This window comes from Tunturibacter empetritectus (assembly GCF_040358985.1).
GTDB lineage: Bacteria > Acidobacteriota > Terriglobia > Terriglobales > Acidobacteriaceae > Edaphobacter > Edaphobacter empetritectus.
This window is the reverse complement of sequence record NZ_CP132932.1, coordinates 2,442,500-2,462,910: the sequence shown is the minus strand read 5'-3', so window position 1 is coordinate 2,462,910 and position 20,411 is coordinate 2,442,500. Positions and strand designations below refer to the sequence as shown.

Below are 20,411 nucleotides of genomic sequence, written 5' to 3'. Positions count from 1 at the left end.
AGAAGGTCATGGTGATGTCAAAGTGTTTCCGTGTAGTAAGTTTGGTTTTATTCGTTGCTCTCGTTGTGTCATCCGCATTTGCACAAACGACGAACGCCCGGTTGAGCGGAACTGTTCGCGACAGTGCGGGAGCTGTTATCCCAGACGCGACATTGACCATAACGAACCTCGGTACGAACCAGGTACGGACACTACGTTCAGGCGCAGAAGGGCAATTTGCGGACCCGTCTCTCATTCCCGGAAGCTATCGCGTCACGATTGAACATGCGGGCTTCCAGAAGAGTGTCCAGACCGGGGTTGTGCTTAACGTGAGCCAGGATGCGACCCTCAACGTTACTTTAAATGTAGGGAACATCTCTGAGACGGTAAACGTCGAAGCGGGCGTAGAGCTTATCAACACAACAACGGCGGAGATCAGCAGCGTAGTCGACCAGCATGCCGTCTCCCAGCTTCCTCTGAACGGTCGCGATCCATCAAGCCTCGTGTTCTTGGCCCCGGGAGTGACCAACGTTCTAAACACGGGTGGTGGCGCCCTGCAGGGCGGCTTCGCCTTCCCAACGGAGACTGGAGGCTCAGCCAATGGAGGCCGTCAGGGCAGCACATACTATCTGCTGGATGGCGTCCCGAATATGGATACATACCTTCTTTTGGCCGCTCCATTTCCTAACGCCGATGCCACTCAGGAGTTCCGTGTCATCTCGAATAACTTCGATGCACGCTACGGGTTCGCACCAGGCGCGGTCGTCACCATTCAGACCAAATCCGGTACAAACGACTTTCACGGCGGAGCCTTCGAGTTTTTGCGCAACAACGTCCTGAATGCCTCTAACTACTTCACCGGTACAGTTGACTCGCTTAAGCGAAATCAATTCGGTGGCTATATCGGAGGACCAATTATTAAGAACAAGCTGTTTTTCTTTGTGAACTATCAAGGCACACGTTCCAGCAGCGCGGCGGCTACCAACGTAACCTATACGCCCACCGCGGCTATGTTGAACGGCGACTTTTCGGCTGTGCCTCAACCCATCACGGCGCCTGGATTTGTCAACAACCGCATCGATCCAAGCCTGTTCAGTCCCGCAGCGCTTGCGATTGCAAAAACGGCTCTGCCGCTTGGCCAGGATCCCGCGACCGGGCAGGTGAACTACCAGAGCGGCGCCATTAAGAATCAATTCGACGAGGGGACGGGAAAGCTGGACTGGGTAATTAACGACCGCCAGCATCTGGTCGCGCGCGCCTATATCAACTACTTCAATCAGGCCGCCGGTACGATCAACGGCAATATACTCTCTGTGCTCGCCCTGAATCCATACACGATCATTCAGGGCAATCCACAACAGTATTACAACGGCATTGCCAGTCATAACTGGGTAATCGACGCGAAGACAGTCAACGTGTTTTCGGCATTTTGGACGCAGATGTCGTCGCATAGCTCAGCGGCGGTCAAGGATATCAACGGACAAGATGTGTGCCTCTCACGATATACCAAGGTGAATGAGGAGGGTTGCTATATCGAAGGTCTCAATGTAACAAACGGCTTCAGCACTGGCTACACGGAGCCCTCCCAGGAGATACGAACCACCATCGGTTTGTCCGATACGCTGACCCGCACCGTCGGAAGGAACACCTACACCTTTGGGGTGGACGTCTGGCACCAATACGCTAAGGAGTTTACGCAGTATCCCACACAGCCAATCGAGTCTTTCTACAACTCCACCGGCTTTGGCCTGGCCGACTTTCTTCTAGGCCGCGTGGGAGGGTTTACGCAGGGCGCGGGTGAGATCGCAAACGTGGTTGGTTGGCAGCTTGGTCTTTATGCACAGGATCAGTTCAAGCTGAAGCCAAACCTAACTTTGACCGCAGGGCTGCGCTGGGATCCGAATGTTCCGCCAGCCTCGCAGGGCGGCCGCGGCTCGGTCTTTGTTCCCGGACAGAAGAGCACGGTCTTCCCGAACGCGCCGACCGGCCTTGTCTTTCCTGGTGATAAGGGCATCAGCGACGGACTCATGAAAACTACTTACGGATATTTCGAGCCGCGCATCGGAATAGCATTCCAGCCGCGCTCGCTGCCGAACACCGTTTTCCGCGCGGGTTTCGGTTTGTTTACCGCTCCCCTGTCGTACTCGACCTATAATCACACAGCCGATATCGCGCCGTTCAGCCCTACCTACACGGTCTATGCGAACTACTCGAACGGTTCGTGTGAGATCTCATTCGACGATCCCTATGCCAGCCCGTGCACTTTCAACGGTGTCGCTCCTTTTCCTCCCTACGCCTCGGTCTCCCAGGCACCTCCGTCCAACTCTGCTTTTCCCAGCACTGTTACAGTTCCGGCGACCTTCTCGCCTGACTTCAAACTCGGTGTAACCCAGAGTTGGAATGCATCGGTAGAACAGCAGTTTCCGGGTAATCTCGCGATGCACCTGGCCTACGTAGGAAGTGAGAGCTATCACCAGACAACAGTGCTGGATCAGAATCCAGGCGTCTACTCGGCGACGAATCCTGCTATTAGCGGATCGCGCACTATCTATCCGGCCTTCGGACAAATTCTGACCGATACGTCGATCGGCACCGCCAACTACCAAAGCCTACAGGCTGGGCTCGAGAAGAAGTTCTCGCACAACCTGCAGTTCCAATCCAACTTCACCTGGTCGCACACGATTGACCTGACCTCCTCAGGTAATATCTCCTTCGGCAATCCTGCGCTGCCGAACCCGTTCGACATTCGCTACAACCGCGGAGACTCGCTGCTCAATATTCCTCTCATCTCAGCGACAAATTTCGTCTACACCACACCGGGACTGCGAAACACCAATCCTTTCGTCCGGTACACACTCGGCAGTTGGGAAGTGAGCGGCATCTTCACGATACAGTCGGGGTTCCCCTTTACGGTTAGCGCCGGAGGAAGCAACAACAACTCTGGAGCGCAACAATATAGCGACCGAGCAGACATCGTTCCAAGCGTTCCGGTACATATTCACCAAGGCAGCAAGGTCCAGTGGTTGCAGCAGTACTTCAACCCAGCTGCCTTCCAGCCGAATGCTCCGGGTACCTTTGGCAATAGCCCGAAAAACGGCTTCCGGGGACCCGGCACCAACACCGCTGATGCGGCTCTGATCAAGAACTGGCAGGTGCATGAGCGCTACGGTATGCAATTCCGATTTGAGCTATTCAACGCGTTCAACCATCCGAGCTTCGGCAATCCGAACACCAGCTTGTCAGCGGGTAATGTGGGGGCTATCACCTCAATCGGTTCCATTCCGCCACGGGTCGGACAGGCAGCTATCAAGCTGAGCTTCTAGGAAACAAAAAGGCATCATCGTTCTTCTTGTGAACATCCCTCATCTGCGATGGAACTATCTCGCAGATGAGTGTTTTTGCCTGAAAGCTGCCCTTCCGTGCTGCGGAGGATGCTGCACTTGTAACTTTCATACCACTTCAAAGAACCACCACTCCGACTTTTGGCGGATTCGTGCGGTCATGTCGTGTGTCTAGTCTGTTGCCTGGCAAGTCCAGTTAGGAATGGCCGGAGGTTCAGCATGGCAATCGGAAGTATCTTCGTGTGCAGGCGGGTTGCGGTCGGGGTAATTCTTCTGGCCGGCGCGGCAAGGATGTGGGCGCAACAGCCGGTTGAGCCAGTGGATCGCACACCGCAGGACGGTCAGGTTTACGAACTGATGAACCAAGCCAACGCGATGCAGCTTGCAGGCACCGGCGCCACTACGGTACTCGCGCCAAGAGACCTAACCAGCTTGGCACAGCGTTGGGCGCTCGAAAACACGGTTGTTCTCTCTCCGCGGCTTAGGTGGGAGCAGAAGGGGGCTTCGTTCGCAGAAGACCTGGCTGCCGGCGGTGTACTTCTGCGGAAATCCGAGCAAGTTGGTGCTCGAAAAGGGGCTCTCGCTGGGATCCTGTTGGAAGTAATACCTGCCGGTAGAGTGTCCTTGTGCGAAAGCACATAGCTGAGTATTTAGGATAAAACACCTTGGAGCATAAAAACTATCCGCTGAAGCGACTAAATTGAAGCGCTTCAAGAAAAACACATGTATGATTCTGATCGATGATAAAGAGGCTGCAAGTCTTGTTACACAGAACGGCAGTTTTCGTCACGCTCATGACTTGGCCTTCGATTGCGCTATGCCAGAGCGAGCCAGTACCTCTACTGTTGAACGGCCAGCCGGCATTGCGGGTTAGTGGGCAGGGGGCGGACGTAACAGAACCTTCTGACGAACTGTCGGCGCTCTCATGTTAATTTATCCGGCGTATCTACAGGAAGAGGATCGACGGCCACGAGATGCTTCTGGCTTCCTTGACATCCCCATCCTGAAGTCTGCACCTCCAACGTTCCTTGTCCGGGCAGAAGACGACACAGCCGGGGTGGGCAACTCGTTGGGTGAGTATTTGGCATTGGTAAAGGAGAAGATTCGGGCAGAGATGCACCTCTATGCAGTTGGAGGGCATGGATACGGACTGCGTCCAACGGAGGCTGAGGTGACGCATTGGACGACTCCTGCGACCTCGTGGCTAAAAAAACTGGAGTTTGTTAAGAGTGGCACCCCATGAAGCGGCGCGAATTCCTGCGAGGGGCCGCGATTGCAGGAGGCTCGACAGCGCTTCGGATAGGATCTGCAACTGCGCAGGCTCCAGTCTCCGCTAACCGAGATTCAACAGGAAAATTCGTTGAGCGTTTTAGTGCGGAAGGCAGGGCGCGAAGCGGAATGGCCCTCGGCGGAATTGGAGCCGGATACTTCGAGATACGCAAAGATGGACGGTTCTACGCATGGAACATAGCTAATAATTTTCCAAAAGAGACCGGCCCAAAGTTCTTGCTTCCGGATGATGAGCGTGAAGATCGGATGGAGGCCAACTTGTTCTTTGAGGTGCGCTACCAGGTGCAGGGAGAGTCGCCACGAATGAAGCTGTTGCAGCTTAGCGATGGTCTCTATGAGGGTGCGGAGATGGGAATCGCATATTCCCTTCCCTGGATGAAAACCATCCGAGAGATTGAGTACAGCGCACGCTTTCCGCTTGCTACGTTGGTCTTTCGAGATCCGGAGATGCCATTTTCTCTGAAGCTTGAAGCATGGTCGTCCTTTATCCCGCATGACGTTAAGAACTCCGCGCTGCCGCTTATTTTTTTTGACTTTGAGGCGGAATCTACATGCGCCAAGCCAGTGAATGTTACGCTGCTGATGACGGCGCGGAACTTCACAGGATATGCAGACGAAGAACGCTTTTACACTACAGTGATCGATAGAGATTCTAAGGGATTGACCATTTCGATGAGCTCTGGCGGTATGGATCGGAAGGCGTCGAGTTGGGGTGAAATAGCTTTGGGGGTATCGTCGCCGAACTCATCCTTCTACGCAGGGTGGGGGCACCGGCATCCCTACTATGAGCAGGTGCTACGTCGATCGACACTGCCAAACCTCGACGATACCAACGGTCGAGAAAGTATCGGCAACTTTGTGCCGGATTGGCTTCCCGATACTACTGGCCGCAACCGCGTTGATCAGCAGACAGGAGTGCGGAAGATGCACGATGACGATCTCTTCAGCACGATCGCGTGCACTTTTAAGTTGCAGGCATCAGGGGAAAACGCCAAGAGTGCTTTTCAATATGCCTGGAATTTTCCGAATCTCTACAACGAAGTGATCGATGGGGTTGGTGGAGACAGGATCGAAGGCCACTTCTATTCCAACTTTTTTTCTTCGGCAGCAGCAGTAATTGCTTACGGGTCTAAATATCACCGCTCACTGAAGCAGAGCACTATGGAATTCTTGAATAATTTCTTTGCGAGCGATGGAGAGGTCGCTTTACTGGAACAGGCTAACTCGCAGTTGAATACGTTTTTCACCAGCGGAAGGCTCACCCGTGACGGAAGTTTTGGCGTGCTTGAAGGATTATCTAAAAGTTATTCGTGGGGGCCAATCGCCACCATTGACGTCATGTTGTATGGCACAGCCCCAATTATCGCGCTGTTTCCGGAGTTGCAGAAAGCTACGATGCGATGTCATGCTCTCGTCCAGCTTCCCTCCGGCGAGATTGAGCACGGTCTCCGCAAAGACTTTTTACGCGGCGAGGACAGTACAACTGGGGTCTCGCATCGCATCGATTTGCCCGGCCAGTTTGCAATCATGGTGATGCGGGATTTTTTCTGGACGAACGACATGAGTTACTTGCGAGAACTATTTCCAGCAGCGCAACGAGCCGTTGAATATGTCTTGCGAGACCGTTCTGCAGGCAACGGCGCGATGCCGGTCACGCAAGGAATTGAGACCAGTTACGACAACTTTCCGATGACGGGTTTTGCCTCTTATCTTCTATCACAGTGGATCTGTGCGCTTGAAAGCGTTGCCGCTGGAGCGGCTGCGTTGGACGACACGCCAACAAGCGCGCGGTATCTCGCTCTTGCCGGCAAGACTCGAGAGACGATGGAGACAAAGCTTTGGAACGGCAGCTATTACAAGCTTTACGCTGCCGATCAGAAGGAGCCTGCCACTTCGAACGGTGATGGGTGTCTAACAGATCAGTTGGTAGGACAGTGGGCGGCGCGATGTTCGGGGCTATCTCCTATTCTTCAAGAAGAACGGATAGGGCTCGCTTTGAAGTCAATCCTGACGCGGAGCTATCATGCCGGATTTGGATTGCAGAATTGTAGCTTTCGGACCGGTGAGCAGTTGAGCGACGTCGATCGCGATATCTGGAACGATCAAGCGAACACATGCTGGAGCGGCGTGGAGCTCGCTTTTGCATCGCTGCTTATGTTTGAAGGGCTGTACGAAGAAGGTGTGATGGTGGCTCGGACGGTCGATACGAGGTACCGGGAGAATGGCCTCTACTGGAATCATCAGGAGTATGGAGGGCATTATTTTCGGCCGATGTCAGCATGGAGTTTGGTTAACGCAATGCTGGGCTTCAGTATTAACTGCGACCGCATGACCTTTGATCCGAAGGTTCCCCAGCTTGATCTTCAACTCTTTTTTGCGACACCTACGGGTACTGCATTTTATCGCCGCTCGGGCAAAACTGTGCAGCTTAGATGTCTGACCGGCCAACTAGCGTTTCGGGAAGTATGGCTTGGAGGTGTCGGTCCGAAGATTGCGACGATTGAAGGCAGACAGATTGAGACCAATACGTCTAGGCAAGGTGGGCTACAAAGTTTTAGTTTCGCGACGCAGCAGAAGATATCTTCGGGGCAGACGGTCACGTTTTCATGAAGCCTGAAAATAGACGTTTTTGGCGAAGGCGGTTGTCGATGATACATCGAAGTATGGCAGGTGATTTTCAGTCAACTGCCTTTGAGTTTGCAAAGATACTGTAGTTCAACGAGGACAGCAAGTCATGCGAGGACATTCGCGGCGAAGTTTTATCACCGCAGGAGCTACCACACTGCTCGCTTCTTTCGGGTCGGGCCCTTTTTCTGCAGAAGCTCGCACAAACAGTCGAACGCAAACTTCCGCGTCTTCGCGTCCATGCCGATGGGCACATGCTGGAGACCGAAAGGGGAGAGCCGTTCTTCTGGCTGGCCGATACTGCATGGCAGTTGATGCATGCCCTCGCCTATACCGATTGTGAGTATTATTTCGTAGAGAGAGCCCGTCAAGGCTTCACCGTGATTCAAAATCGTCGTTCTGTGTTAGACCCATGGAATCCATACGCCAAATGCTCTTGGGCTCACGCCATTTTCCGATCTCGATTCACTCCAACCGAATCAGGCGTACTTTGACCATTTGGTGCATGTGGTCGATTGCGCTGCCTCAAATGGCCTTTATGTAGCGTTGCTTCCGACTTAGGGTGACAAACTGACGGCGCCGTGGGGAGAAGGCCCCAGGCTCTTTCGCAGCGACAACCTTGCGGCAACGGGTAACTATGCCAGCTATTTGGCGAAGCTGCTTCATGACCGCCCCAATGTTGTTTGGATGTTGGGAGGAGACCGTCCTGCAAGACTATCTCCTTCTTCCCCTGACTGGATGCTTGAAGCAGGAGAGCGGGCCGGCTTTGAACTCACAATTGACTGGCGTCCGATCTGGAAGAGCTTCGCCAATGAGATTCTCAGTACCAGTGAGAAGCCATGTCTGATTCTTTACCATCCGCAAGGTGGAGAAGATTCTACGTCGGTGCTGTTGCGAGATTCAGAGTGGCTCAGTGTAAATGGCATGCAGAGCGGTCACGGTTCTGGCCACGATGTGCCCGTATGGGAGTGGGTAAGACGCGACGTTGCTTTGCTACCGCCGAAGCCCACACTCGACCTAGAACCGAACTACGAGGATCATCTCGTGAATCCATGGCCGCAGTGGAATCCCACCAACGGATTCTTCCGCGACGACGACGTTCGGCGGGCGGTGTTCGCAGGTGCTTGCGGTACGACCTACGGACATCACGCTGTGTGGCAGTTCGCGAGCGTGCGCGGGCCCGTCATCAATCATGCGGATATGGGTTGGAGACTCGCTATGCAACGACCAGCCGCGAGACAGATGAGCTATCTGCGTCAATTGATGTTGTCCCGGCCATTCTTCGGACGGGTAGAGGCACCAGAGATGCTTCCTGCAGGATCTTCAGACGATCCGAGCCGACAGGCTATCGCAACCCGGTCGGAGGATCGATCGTATGCTTTTATCTTCTTTCCGCAGGCCAGGCAACGGATTGAGATCGATTTTGCTGCGGTCCGTGGGCCGCGCCGAGCATGGTGGTTTGATCCTCAAGCCGGCATGGCAGAGAAGACGGCCCTACCAAATACGAAGACGCTCATTCTTATGACTGCCCCGAATGGAGTTGCTGATGCGGTACTTGTCGTCGATTGCGTGGACCGCAACTTTCCTTCTCCTGGTCTTCTGCAAGGTAGAATGAGTTAGTGAAGTCTTGACACTGCAGACGAAGAAGTATTAGATTTGCAGCGATTGAAGCGCTTCAAATTTAGGTATAACGAAGAGACCCTTTTGAACTGTCTGCGAATCTCATTCCTCTGCTTCGCTGCGTTGGCCGGAGCCAGGTTGGTTGCACAATCTCCGGATAAGCAGATCTACCGCGATCCAAGCCGAAGCGCCTCAGACAGAGCCGCAGATCTCGTCGGCCGTATGACGCTTGAGGAGAAGGTCTCTCAAATGATGAACGACGCTCCAGGTATTCCTCGTCTGGGGGTTGCTGCTTATAACTGGTGGAGCGAAGGGCTTCACGGCATCGCCCGTTCTGGATACGCAACGGCATTTCCGCAGGCGATTGGAGTGGCAGCGACGTGGGATCCCGAGTTGATGGGTGAGATCGGCGCGGCAGTTGCCGATGAGGCCCGCGCGAAGTATCATGACGCGCTACGCCAGCAGAATCATAGGATCTTCTATGGATTGACGATCTGGTCGCCCAATATCAATATTCTGCGTGATCCTCGATGGGGGCGTGGACAGGAGACCTACGGCGAGGACCCTTTTCTCACCGCCCAGATGGCGGTTCCTTTTATCCAGGGGTTACAGGGCAACGATTCTCGATACTACAAGACGATTGCAACGCCAAAACACTTTGCCGTGCACTCGGGGCCTGAGTCGGATCGGCACCGGGAAGATGTTAACCCAACAGCTCACGATCTTTGGGATACGTATCTTCCAGCGTTTCGTGCTGCAATTACCGAAGGAAGAGCCGGATCGTTGATGTGCGCTTATAACTCTGTGTATGGTGAGCCGGCGTGCGGCAGCCGGATGTTGCTTGAAGACGTATTGAGAAAGGATTGGGGTTTCCGTGGTTTTATTACCTCGGACTGCGGTGCCATCGACGATTTCTTCGAGACAAAAGCGCATGGCTTCTCTCCAGACGCAGATCACGCCGTAGTCACGGCCCTACGTGCCGGTACAGACACTAACTGTGGAACTAGTTACGAAGCTTTGTTGTCAGCTGTTCGCAGAGGTCTTGTCGGGGAGAGCGAGTTGGACGTCTCGCTCGAACGTCTCTTTGAAGCGCGCATGCAACTGGGAATGTTTGACGACGACAAGATTGTTCCCTATGCGCAAACGCCCTTTTCCGAAGTAAACAGTAGAGCCCACTCCGAACTGGCACGACGCGCTGCGCGGGAGTCGATTGTGTTGTTGAAAAACGAGGGAAACATTCTCCCGCTCGACCCTGAACATGTGCGATCGATTGCTGTCATCGGTCCAAATGCTGCATCTCTATCGGCATTGGAGGGAAATTACAACGCGATACCCAAGTTTCCTGTCGTTCCGTTGGATGGAGTAAGAGCCGCATTCCAGCGTTCACAGGTGTTGTATGCACAGGGCGCTCCGCATTTAGAAGGCGTGGCGCTTCCGGTGCCAGAAACAGCGTTGCGTCCTCGAGTTGGCTCAGAGGAGCATGGATTGACGGCTGAATACTTCTCCGGAGACTTAACAGGTAAACCTGTGGTCACACGTGTGGATCAACGCCTCGACTTCGACTGGACGGCTGCTGCCCCGGTTCCTGGAACTTCGGCCAAGAAATTTAGCGTGCGCTGGACTGGAACAATCGCGATGCCGCGGGCAGGAAGTTACAAGTTTCGCGTTGGTTTTCCGGAGTGCTTTCCTTGCGACGATATGGAACGCTTTCGCGTGTATCTCGACGACCGGCTCATAATTGCCTCCGAACCCACCTCGCCTGTAAAAGAGCGTCCGGCTGAGACCTCCCAGTTCGAAATTAGCTTCGCGGATACGGCCCCTCATTCTCTTAAAATCGAGTATCAACATGAAAGCGAGTTGTTTGGAGCAGGATTCCGTCTTGATTGGTCGCCTCCACCTGCCGCCCTTCTGGATGAAGCTCTACGTGCGGCCCATGATGCCGATGTAATCGTAGCTTTCGTGGGGCTTTCCCCTCTCCTTGAGGGAGAGGAGATGCCCGTCAAGGTGCCAGGATTCGCGGGTGGAGACAAGACCGACCTTGAACTACCCGCCGTCCAGAAGCGCCTGCTTGAAGAACTCGGTAAGACAGGCAAACCGATGGTGGTCGTACTTATGAACGGGTCTGCACTTGCCGTAAACTGGGCAAAGGAGCATGCTGCTGCGATTCTGGAGGCGTGGTATCCGGGGGAATCAGGTGGAACCGCCATCGGCGAGACGCTGAGCGGCGAGAACAATCCCGCAGGCAGGCTGCCGATGACTTTTTATACCTCTGTGGCGGATCTTCCAGCATTTAGCGACTACTCAATGGCACATCGTACCTATCGTTACTACGACGGTAAGCCACTGTTTCCGTTTGGATATGGACTTTCTTATACACAGTTCCGTTATGACGCCCTAAATCTGTCCTCCTCTCATCTGACGGCAGGAATGAGTCTCTCGGTTGAAACCACCGTGACGAATACTGGTGCCCGTGACGGGGATGAGGTCGCCGAGTTGTATCTCATGCCGCCTCGCAGCACCATCGCGCCTCGTCTTGCGCTAAAAGGATTCACACGTGTTCATCTTCGCTCAGGAGAGAGCAAACAGGTGAAATTCGTTTTGAATGACCGCGCCCTGTCTACAGTGAGCGATTCAGGAGAGCGTGCGGTCGAACCTGGGAGGTATCAAGTTTGTGTTAGGGGTGGGCAGCCTCTGGAAGATAGCCGGGGAGTTGTGACTTTTACGATAGACGGCCGAAAGACCGTGCCTCGATAGACAAAACTTTTTCTTGCCCTCTCCCTCCGGATTTGGTCTACAGCGAGGCTCAGAAGTGGTTGCTATTCGAGGCTAACCTAGATGTGGCTCGACAACGAAGCAGTCGCGCAAACAGCATAGAGGAATATTTATGAAGTCTTGTCTTGACATCTGAGAGATGGATAGTTCAGAGTGGTGCGGTATTTGAAGCGCTTCAAATAAATCTTTCATTTTATATGCTGACAGGAGTTTCCGATGAATCGACTTGTCTCTATTGCTACACCGAGCAGCTTGCTCTTAGCCACCCTAATTCTTTCCTCTGTTTCCTATGGACAGGATAAAGACCTTACCAGAAGCTACACCTGGAAGCCGGTACAGATTGGATCCGGTGGGTTCGTTCGCGGCTTTGCCGTTCATCCCAAAGACCCCAACACTCGTGTCGCTCGAGCCGATGTGGACAACATTTACCGCTGGGACGCGGCCACGGGAGCATGGGCTCCCTTGAAAATAAGCAGTGCGTTCTCTTCGGAGATTACGGGTGCTCCTACCTCTGGAGTCGAGGGCGCAGTCGCTTTGGATCCGAATGATCCCAAGGTGATTCTTGTGGCTTACTCCTTTACCCGGTCTTCTGATATTGCCAATACAAATCCCTCCATTAACATGAATGTCTATCGCAGCATCGACAGTGGCGCGACTTTTACCGCCAGCAATCTCTCGCTCACAACTAGTCTGTCGGGTGAGACGCGTGGAGAGAGGCTTGCGATCGACCCAACCAACAGCAATCTCGTCTACTTCGGAACTCCGGGCAACGGCCTTTGGCGCAGTCTGGATGGTGGCCTCCATTTCGAAAGCATCACGGGCAACGGAGCCCCTTCGGCCTCTACCGATGTCGCTCTGCCGCGCTTTGATCCGAATTGCGGCACGGCCTCTCTTCTCGGCAATACGGTATCGAAGTGTGTCTTTCTCACTCTTACAAATGGTTCTATCCTCCGCAGTAGCGATGGCGGAAAAAGCTTCAAGAACATCAGTGCCGGGCAGCCTGTTGACGGTTCACCGGGCTTTACAACGATCGATTCCAATGGCTCGCTTTGGACAACTGACGGACGGAGCGCCAATGTCTACCGGTATACCCGCGCTGGGATTTGGACGACCTTCACGACCCCGATCAGCTCAATAGGGGGTATCGCGGTCGATCCGTCGAACCCGCGACGAATCTTCGTTATAAGCGGCAGCGGCGCGTTGGCCCGGTCGACCGATGGCGGAGCGGTATGGACTAACCTGGGCGGAGTCTTCTTCTCAGAGTCTCAGCCGATCCAATGGCTAGCGCCGTCGGCGATTCGTCCTCAGCAACATTACCTTTCGACAGGCGGTATCTACTTCGACTCGAACGGTACCCTCTACATCCCTGGTGGCAATGATGGCGTCGTCTCGACAGTGCCGAACGATAAGACGGATGCGGCCGCAAATCCGCCTGTCTGGGCGAGCGCTCCAGGAATCGAAGAGCTTGTAGCGACCAACGCTGTACTGCCGCCTGGACAGCGCCCCATACTTGCCGGAGATGACGAGACGCTGTTTACGATCAATGACCCGGATCGCTTAAACGCTGATCATTATCCGATCGATCTATGGGGATACAATCCGGCTCTCGGCTACAACAACAACGGACTCTCAAGCGCACAGGACATTAACTTTGTCCCAAATCAGCCACGTTACATAGCCGTAGCCTCCGACAACTTCTTCGCTGGCGACCCTCAGAAGCAGCAGTTCTCCGGCTACTCTGAAGACGGTGGTCAAACCTGGAATCTCTTCAACTCGATTACCTACGGGACAAATCCCTGCATTCTCTGGGGCGGCACGATTGCGGTCTCTGCACGCGCAAAAGGGCACGTCGGCGATGCTGCTGGAGCCGACAATCTTGTGCGTCTACCGACAAGTCAGTTCACCTATGGGCCCGTCGCTCCTGCCCCTTTCTATTCGAAGGATGGCGGAGCTACCTGGACCCAAACGACCTCGTTCGACAATGCGGTAGACACCGCCTTTACTGGGCAGAGCTCAACGAAACAACAGCCATGTGAAGGAAATACAAACCAGTACACCTACATGCCACCATTCTGGGGCGACTGGGTAGGTGCTCTTGTGCAGCACTCCGTTGTCGCCGATCCTGTGAAGCCTGGCGTGTTCTATCTCAACCTTGCTGCCGGCGGCTTCTGGAAGAGCATAGATGGCGGCGTGACTTGGGCTCAACCAGCGGGCGCTTCAGTACTTCCGCTCAAGATGCACCACGGCAAGATGTATGCGGAGCCTGGGATCAGCGGGCATCTTTGGCTCGTTGATGGCCGCGAGGGCGCAACTGCACACGGGCTGTACCGTTCGACGGACGGAGGGAACACGTTTTCGCGAAATCCAAACTTCGACTTCGCTTGGGCGTTGACACTTGGCAAGCCGGCGGATGGTAGCAAACACCCTGCGATCTATGTGTATGGCTTGCATCGCGGGGACGGGCAGTGGGGCGTATTCCAATCGGTTGATGAGGGGAAGACATTCAACCGCATAGCCAACTATCCGACCGGACTGTTCGACTATGTCACAACACTCGCTGCGAGCCAGGATATCTTCGGGCAGGTCTATATCGGCTTCGGTGGCAATGGCTATGCCTATTCGACCTACGAACCGTAAACGCATTTGCATTGTGGGTGCTCTCGATTGCGATCCTGGGAGCACCCGCTATCATCGACCTCTTTTCGGAACTGGAGCGGCAATTCACAGTCTCTGTTTTGTTGCTGCATATTGAGGTGTCTAAAGCTGCTCCTTCGAATTGTCCTTGATGAAGGATGCTTCTCGAGTTCCTATCTTCAAAGTCAGGAAAGTGAGCATAAAGATCCCTGCCGGTACGATAGTAAACAGAAACTTGATCCCGTCGAGGACATGACCCGGTTGAGTCGGTGCAGCCTGGAAGCCAAGATGTCCAAGACTGGAAGATACGAGTACGGCCCCGAGTGCGCCACCGAGTTTGAGACTTATTAGAGAGCCGGAAGCGATGAGGCCAGCTGTTCTGTAGCCTCCAGCTGCGTCAAGACGTCCAGGAAGTTCAGCGAAGAGGGAAAATAGTGCCGGAAGTAGTGTCCCAGTGCTTACTCCAAAGAGGATCTGCAGCAAGATAAGTTTCGGTAGGCGAGGGTTGCCCCAAACCGCGGGCGGCAAACAAAGCAGCGAACCTGCCATTGCTCCGAGGATTGCGATTCTTCGCGGCGGTAGCCAATTTTGCCGAAGATATGGCAGAACGATACATGCGGCAAGAGCCGCAATCGAGTTGCTGGCGAGTGTAAATCCAATCCATGTTGAATGGCCTGCGTTGTAGCTTACGTAGAAAGGAGTAATAGTCCCGCGGCAGGTAAGTGCTGCGAGAGAAAGCAGAGTAGCCAGCAGAAGCCGAATAAAACTTCTGCTGTGGATCACCGCTAGCAGTGGTCGCGCTGGCTTATTTATTGTCACCGGCAGTGGCTGAACGATCTCTCGCGTGCCGGCAAAGCATCCGATCAGCAGCAGAGACCCTATAACTGCATAAAGCAGACTCACGCGCTGCCACCCGAGAGCAGCGTGGCCTAGACCAAAGTGTCCAACCAACGGTAGGGTAAAGGATTGCACCAGAAGAACCGATCCTGCGGCGGCAGCAAAGCGTGCTGCAGAGAGACCTACCCGCTCTTTCGGATCGTTTGTGATTGCCGAGAGCAGTGCTGTGTAAGCAACGTTAGCCGTCGCATAAAAGGCTCCAAAGATCATTGCAGTCGCAAAAGCCCAGCGAACACCTTGGCTTGTCCCTACGTGGCGCTGCAGCAAGACAGGCCATGCCGCCGGAGCACTGAACAAGAAGACTGTCGCCAATGCTAGCGGAGCGGCCGCCCAGAGGAGAAAGGGACGATAGCTGCCGAATCGCGATCGGGTGCGATCTGCCCAAGTTCCCATCAGTAGGCTGCACACGAAGTCTGCACCTCTTCCGGCCAGCAGAACCGGCGTTAGCGCCCAAGCTGGAAGCGCGAATACTTCGGCATAAAAGTAGATCAAAAACGAATCGAACAGGACCCAGACTAGATTGAAGCCGGCATCTCCCGACGCATAAGCAATTCGTAGCGGCCAGCGTGATCGCCGTACCTCTAAGAGCGGCCCCGTCATGTCGCCGTTGTCACGGCTAAAGGGCAAAAACGATATTGGAGTGGCGCCCGCAACCTCATTCGCGATACTGTGCAAAGAAGAAGTTGGAGGCGTATAAAGCGGTTCAAATGAATAAACCAAAAAAAACTGTGAGTCTGAAGTTTTTGGCTGAGCATTTGGGGCTCTCGCAAGGTACGGTCTCGATGGCACTCAGTCCTGATGTGGAATCGACCGGGGTTGCATTGAAGACTCGGGAGCGCGTCCTGAAGGCAGCTGCGGAGTACAACTACAGGCCGAATCATTTTGCGCGGTCCCTTTCTATCGGTCGAAGTAACACGATCGGTGTCATCGTTCCCGCCATAAGTGAGGGCTATTATTCCACATTGATCGCAAGCATCGAGTTGCATTTGCTTGAAACAGAGTATTTCTTTTTCGTCACGAGCCATCGCTGGAATAGATCGCTGCTGGAGCGGCTGCCGCAAACCCTCATGCGCAGAGGGGTCGAGGGCCTTGTCCTCATCAATACAGTGTTTGACCATGACTTGGGATTGCCCTCAGTCCGCATCGGCGGTAGAAAACCTCACGAAAACGCTACCAATCTATGCCTGGATGAGGAGCGCGGCACCCGACTTGCGCTGGAACATCTCTACCAATTGGGTCACCGCCAGATCGCATTTATGCGAGGCGAACAAGAAAGCACAGCAACTGCGGAACGATGGGCGGGGATTCGTAAAGCTGCTAAGGCGCTCGGTCTCAAGATTGACCCGGATTTAACGATTCAGCTCGAACTCGGCGACGAGAGAGGTTCGGCTCGCTATGGCTATGTGGGCTATCATGCAGCCAACGAACTTTTGGCCCGAAGGCGCCCATTTACGGCTCTGTTTGCCTATAACGACTCGACGGCGATGGGAGCGATGCGAGCCTTCCAGAGCGTCGGCTTGCGTGTACCGGATGACATCTCCGTCGTCGGTTATGACGATATCCCCGCATCCGAGTATGAACGTCCCTCCCTGACGACCGTGCACCAACCGCTCGACAAGATCGGGATGCTCTCCTCCAGCGTCCTTCTTGAGGCCATTCAAGGCAAAGCACAGCCGCCACTGATACTAGTTGAGCCCGAGATGCGTATCCGAGCCTCGACAAGTCAGCCGAAAGACGGCATACCTCGACAGAATAAGATCGGTAAGAGGCACTGAGTTGCTCATCCGCAGGTTGATTCGAGGCAAAGCTGATTTTCCTTGACAATCTTCTCCTTGCTTAGCTACCTTTTCGCGTGTGATTTGAAGCGCTTCAAATCCTATCGCATTTGCAAACCTTTGAAGGAGCGCCCGCATGTTCGCAACAAACAGAATGATCCGAAGCCAAATACAGCTTCGACACCTCGCACTGGCATTAACCCTGTTTTTCTCCGCTTACTCTGCGTCTGCGCAGTTTACGAGCAATGTTCAGGGCACAATTAAGGATCCATCGGGGTCTGTTGTGCCCAATGCCACCGTAATATTGACCAACACGGACACCAACATAAGTCAGACATCAACGTCCAGTCCTTCAGGTCAGTACTACTTCAACCGGCTGCCCCCCGGACCGTACCGGGTCACGGTAGAGGCTAAAGGATTCGCCAAGACCGTTCGAGACGCACAACTTACCACGGAACAAACAGCTGGCATCGATATCCAGGTCGCAATCAACGGTACCAATGACACTGTGACAGTTTCAGCCGAGGATAGCCACGGCTTGAACCTGGACGAAACCCGTCTGCAATACACCTTGAGCGCCCGTGAGATCGAAGAGTTCCCACTCCAGAATCGTTCCACGTTGAGCTTACTGCGGTCCGCGCCAGGAGCGACGGGCATCGATGAGGGACAGGTAAATATCCCCGTCAACCGCACCACTTCTGGGGAGAGCGCAAACGGCCGTTCCAACGCTGGCAACTTATATCTGCTCGACTTTATTCCGGTCAATAGTCAGATCGGCGGCTTCACGCAGACAGATACAAACGGTGCAGGCCCAGGAGCTGTCACGATCGTTCCACACCCGGACATGGTCCAGGAGATTGCGCTTCAGACGACGACCTTCTCCGTCGAGAATGGAACGAGCAGCGGCATCCAGACCAGCATTACTACAAAGTCCGGTGCAAATAAATTTCACGGCGATGCGGACTACACCTACACCGGTACTCCATTCGCGGCCGTGGCGCCCTTCGGTGTGAAGACGCCCTTCCGGAAACAGTTCGTCTCCGGTGCGCTTGGCGGACCAATTTGGAAAGATCGCACCTTCTTCTTTGGCTCTTACTTCAATCAGCAAGTCGGAACCCCCAACGCGGGCTTTCAGACCTACTACTCGAACGACTTCATCGCATGGGGGTTGGCGCACTATCCAAACTCTCAAAACATCGCAAAAGGGCTGGCGCCATTCCCTGCGGATCGGGCGATCTCGAATGCGCAGGTCACCCTCAGGGGCAGCGATGTGGACTCCAGTTGCGACCCCTCAGGCACCAGCGCTACGGTAATTCCGTGTAGCCTCGCAATCAATCAGCAGTCTCCCTTTGCCACGCCGCAGACGGATAATGGCGCCCAGTACAACTTCCGTCTCGATCACACCCTGCGCAGCGGGAAAGACCGTCTTTACGCAAGCTTCTTCCGGTTTGACCAAAACAGCGTCTCCGCGAGAATTCAATCCACCTACGATGGACAGACCCCAAGCACGGGGTATTACATCGCTGGAAACTACACTCATGAATTCAGCTCCTCGCTGCTAAACCAGGCAAGCTTCGGACAGACTCGTTTCGCCTTCAATTACGCGCCTACGGCACATAGCACTGTCTTATTGACTGTGCCTTACGTCAATGGATGCGGTGGATGCGGTGGCGGGAACGTGTCGCAGTTTCTAGAGACGCAGGCAGAGCACCAGACCTATGGCCGCGACACAGTGTCCTACGTCAAAGGCAGGCACAACATGACTTTTGGCTTCCAGGGATCCTATAACAACGAGTTCGCCGACCAAAGCGCGCTGTATGGCCGTGTCTTTCTGCAACTCAGCTTTGGAATTTATAACTTCCTGGACGACGTCACGAACGGTCAACAGATTTACACCTTATCGGCGCAGGACGGCAAGTTTCTTCCTCAGCTCTTCGGTGCTCAGGGAAGTCGCTTTGGTCTCTATGCGCAGGACGCCTGGAAGATCACACCTCATCTTTTACTCACTTACGGACTTCGCTGGGATGACTACGGTAATCCGGCCAGTTACGGCAAGAATGCTGAGCCGTACGCAAACGTGGTCCTCGGATCTGGATCCTCTCTTCAACAACAAGTCGCAAACGCATCCAGCGTCTCGGTTAGCAATGTGTACGCAAGCTCGCGCAACAAGAACTTTCTTCCGCGGGCCTCGGTTGCATATACGCTCCCCGGAACAAACAACAACACGCTGTTGCATGCGGGCGCCGGCCTCTATAGCGACGACCTGACCCTAACCCTGGTTGCCAATAACCTCCCCACACAACCGCCGACTCGCCTCTCCATCAGCCAATTCGGAATCACCACACCCTCGCTCTACGGCAACAGCACGGTACAAGGGCCTCCGGGAGGCAATCCTTACGGCTTTGTTCTACCGACAGTGCCTGTCTTCGGATTTTCGAAGAAGGGCGCTCCGCTGGACGCAAACGGGAACCCCCAGCCGTATGGCCTCAACGGAACCGATCCAAATGTAAAGCCGCAGAAGGCGGTCCTATACAACATCGGAATCGAGCAGCAGATGCCTGCGAAGCTTGTCTTCGGCTTGCTCTACTCGGGGTCCTACGGTTACGACCAGATCGTTCAGACCGACGTGAATACCTATCCTGGCCTAACCGCAGACCCGGCCAATCAGCGCTACAACACTGATTTTGCGCAGATCAAGTTCTTCAGAAACGCTGGTATCTCCAACTACAACGCACTCATCGCTACCGCGCGGCAAACTATCGGAAAGCTGACCTATCAGGCGTCCTACACTTGGGGTAAATCCCTCGGCGATCCAAATGTTTCCTTCACCGATCAGTACAACATTCATTCGCAGTACAGCAACCTGAATGGCGATATCCGCAACCGCTTCAGTCTCTCTCAGGTTTACGAAGTTCCAGCCAAGTTTCATCAGACCGCACTGAATGAAGTGTTGTCCGGCTGGAGCATCAACAATTCGATCATCGCTCAATCTGGTTCTCCGTTCTCCATCGCGACCACCTCCGGAGCGCACGACTACAACCAGGATGGTGTGCAATACGATCTTCCTGTCTATAGCGGCACCAAGCGCAGCTTTAGCCGTTCGGACGAACGACGCGCCGGCTATAGTCAAACCTCTGTGTTTGCTGGCGGCGCCGCAGACTTCTCCACTCCGTCTGGTCTAGGAGAAGGGCAAGGCAACAAGCAGAACACATTTCGTGGTCCTGGCTACTTTACGCTGGATACCGGCCTGAGCAAGAACTTCCAGATCAAGTGGTGGGGTGCGGAACACTCGACCTTCACGTTACGCGGCGAAGCTCTCAACATCCTCAACTACGCGAACTACGGTAACCCCGATCCGAGCTTTGATGACTCGACCTTAGGCTACGTGCAAACAGCGCATCAGGGCCGAATCATTCAACTGGGCGGTCGGTTCCAGTTCTAGTCGTTTTCACCAGACCTCTGCAGATGGGCGGCTTCA

At 54.3% G+C, this 20,411-nt stretch carries 10 protein-coding genes and 2 pseudogenes; 11 read left to right on the top strand and 1 reads right to left on the bottom strand.

What is annotated here, in order from left to right; all coding sequences use genetic code 11:
• Window positions 1-8: 8 nt before the first annotated feature.
• The 8 genes and pseudogenes from RBB75_RS10085 to RBB75_RS10050 all read left to right on the top strand — a co-directional run bounded on the left by RBB75_RS10085 (window position 9) and on the right by RBB75_RS10050 (window position 14,264).
• Window positions 9-3,302, top strand: a complete 3,294-nt coding sequence (locus tag RBB75_RS10085; protein WP_353068017.1) for a TonB-dependent receptor — start codon at window positions 9-11, stop codon at window positions 3,300-3,302.
• 943 nt (window positions 3,303-4,245) lie between these two features.
• Window positions 4,246-4,563 carry a hypothetical protein gene (locus RBB75_RS10080; RefSeq protein ID WP_353068016.1) on the top strand — a complete coding sequence of 106 codons (318 nt, stop codon included), beginning with the start codon at window positions 4,246-4,248 and terminating at the stop codon, window positions 4,561-4,563.
• On the top strand, window positions 4,560-7,220 hold the full coding sequence (locus tag RBB75_RS10075; protein ID WP_353068015.1) for a GH116 family glycosyl hydrolase: 2,661 nt from the start codon (window positions 4,560-4,562) through the stop codon (window positions 7,218-7,220). Before RBB75_RS10080 ends, RBB75_RS10075 begins: the two co-directional genes overlap by 4 nt.
• A gap of 269 nt (window positions 7,221-7,489) precedes the next feature.
• Complete coding sequence (locus RBB75_RS10070) at window positions 7,490-7,729, top strand: DUF4038 domain-containing protein (protein WP_179636469.1); 240 nt, start codon at window positions 7,490-7,492, stop codon at window positions 7,727-7,729.
• Window positions 7,653-8,507, top strand: a pseudogene (locus RBB75_RS10065) (DUF4038 domain-containing protein); the annotation flags it as partial. The gene RBB75_RS10070 and the pseudogene RBB75_RS10065, both read left to right, overlap by 77 nt.
• Window positions 8,499-8,855, top strand: coding sequence for a putative collagen-binding domain-containing protein (locus tag RBB75_RS10060; protein WP_306459684.1), 357 nt, complete (start codon window positions 8,499-8,501; stop codon window positions 8,853-8,855). The pseudogene RBB75_RS10065 and the gene RBB75_RS10060, both read left to right, overlap by 9 nt.
• 222 nt (window positions 8,856-9,077) lie before the next feature.
• Window positions 9,078-11,609, top strand: coding sequence for a glycoside hydrolase family 3 C-terminal domain-containing protein (locus RBB75_RS10055; protein WP_306459683.1), 2,532 nt, complete (start codon window positions 9,078-9,080; stop codon window positions 11,607-11,609).
• A 234-nt stretch (window positions 11,610-11,843) separates the two neighbouring features.
• On the top strand, window positions 11,844-14,264 hold the full coding sequence (locus RBB75_RS10050; protein ID WP_179636467.1) for a hypothetical protein: 2,421 nt from the start codon (window positions 11,844-11,846) through the stop codon (window positions 14,262-14,264).
• A gap of 120 nt (window positions 14,265-14,384) precedes the next feature.
• Here RBB75_RS10050 and RBB75_RS10045 read toward each other — a convergent pair whose 3' ends face one another.
• Window positions 14,385-15,785, bottom strand: coding sequence for an MFS transporter (locus RBB75_RS10045; protein WP_353070339.1), 1,401 nt, complete (start codon window positions 15,783-15,785; stop codon window positions 14,385-14,387).
• A gap of 56 nt (window positions 15,786-15,841) precedes the next feature.
• Here RBB75_RS10045 and RBB75_RS10040 point away from each other — a divergent pair, with 56 nt between their 5' ends.
• The 3 genes and pseudogenes from RBB75_RS10040 to RBB75_RS10030 all read left to right on the top strand — a co-directional run bounded on the left by RBB75_RS10040 (window position 15,842) and on the right by RBB75_RS10030 (window position 20,375).
• The gene (locus tag RBB75_RS10040; RefSeq protein ID WP_179636465.1) at window positions 15,842-16,933 is read left to right on the top strand and encodes a LacI family DNA-binding transcriptional regulator; all 1,092 of its coding nucleotides are present in this window, start codon (window positions 15,842-15,844) and stop codon (window positions 16,931-16,933) included.
• A 136-nt stretch (window positions 16,934-17,069) separates the two neighbouring features.
• Window positions 17,070-17,405 (top strand): annotated as a pseudogene (locus RBB75_RS10035) (carboxypeptidase-like regulatory domain-containing protein); the annotation flags it as partial.
• Between the two features lie 66 nt (window positions 17,406-17,471).
• Window positions 17,472-20,375, top strand: coding sequence for a TonB-dependent receptor domain-containing protein (locus RBB75_RS10030; RefSeq protein ID WP_353070431.1), 2,904 nt, complete (start codon window positions 17,472-17,474; stop codon window positions 20,373-20,375).
• Window positions 20,376-20,411: the final 36 nt, after the last annotated feature.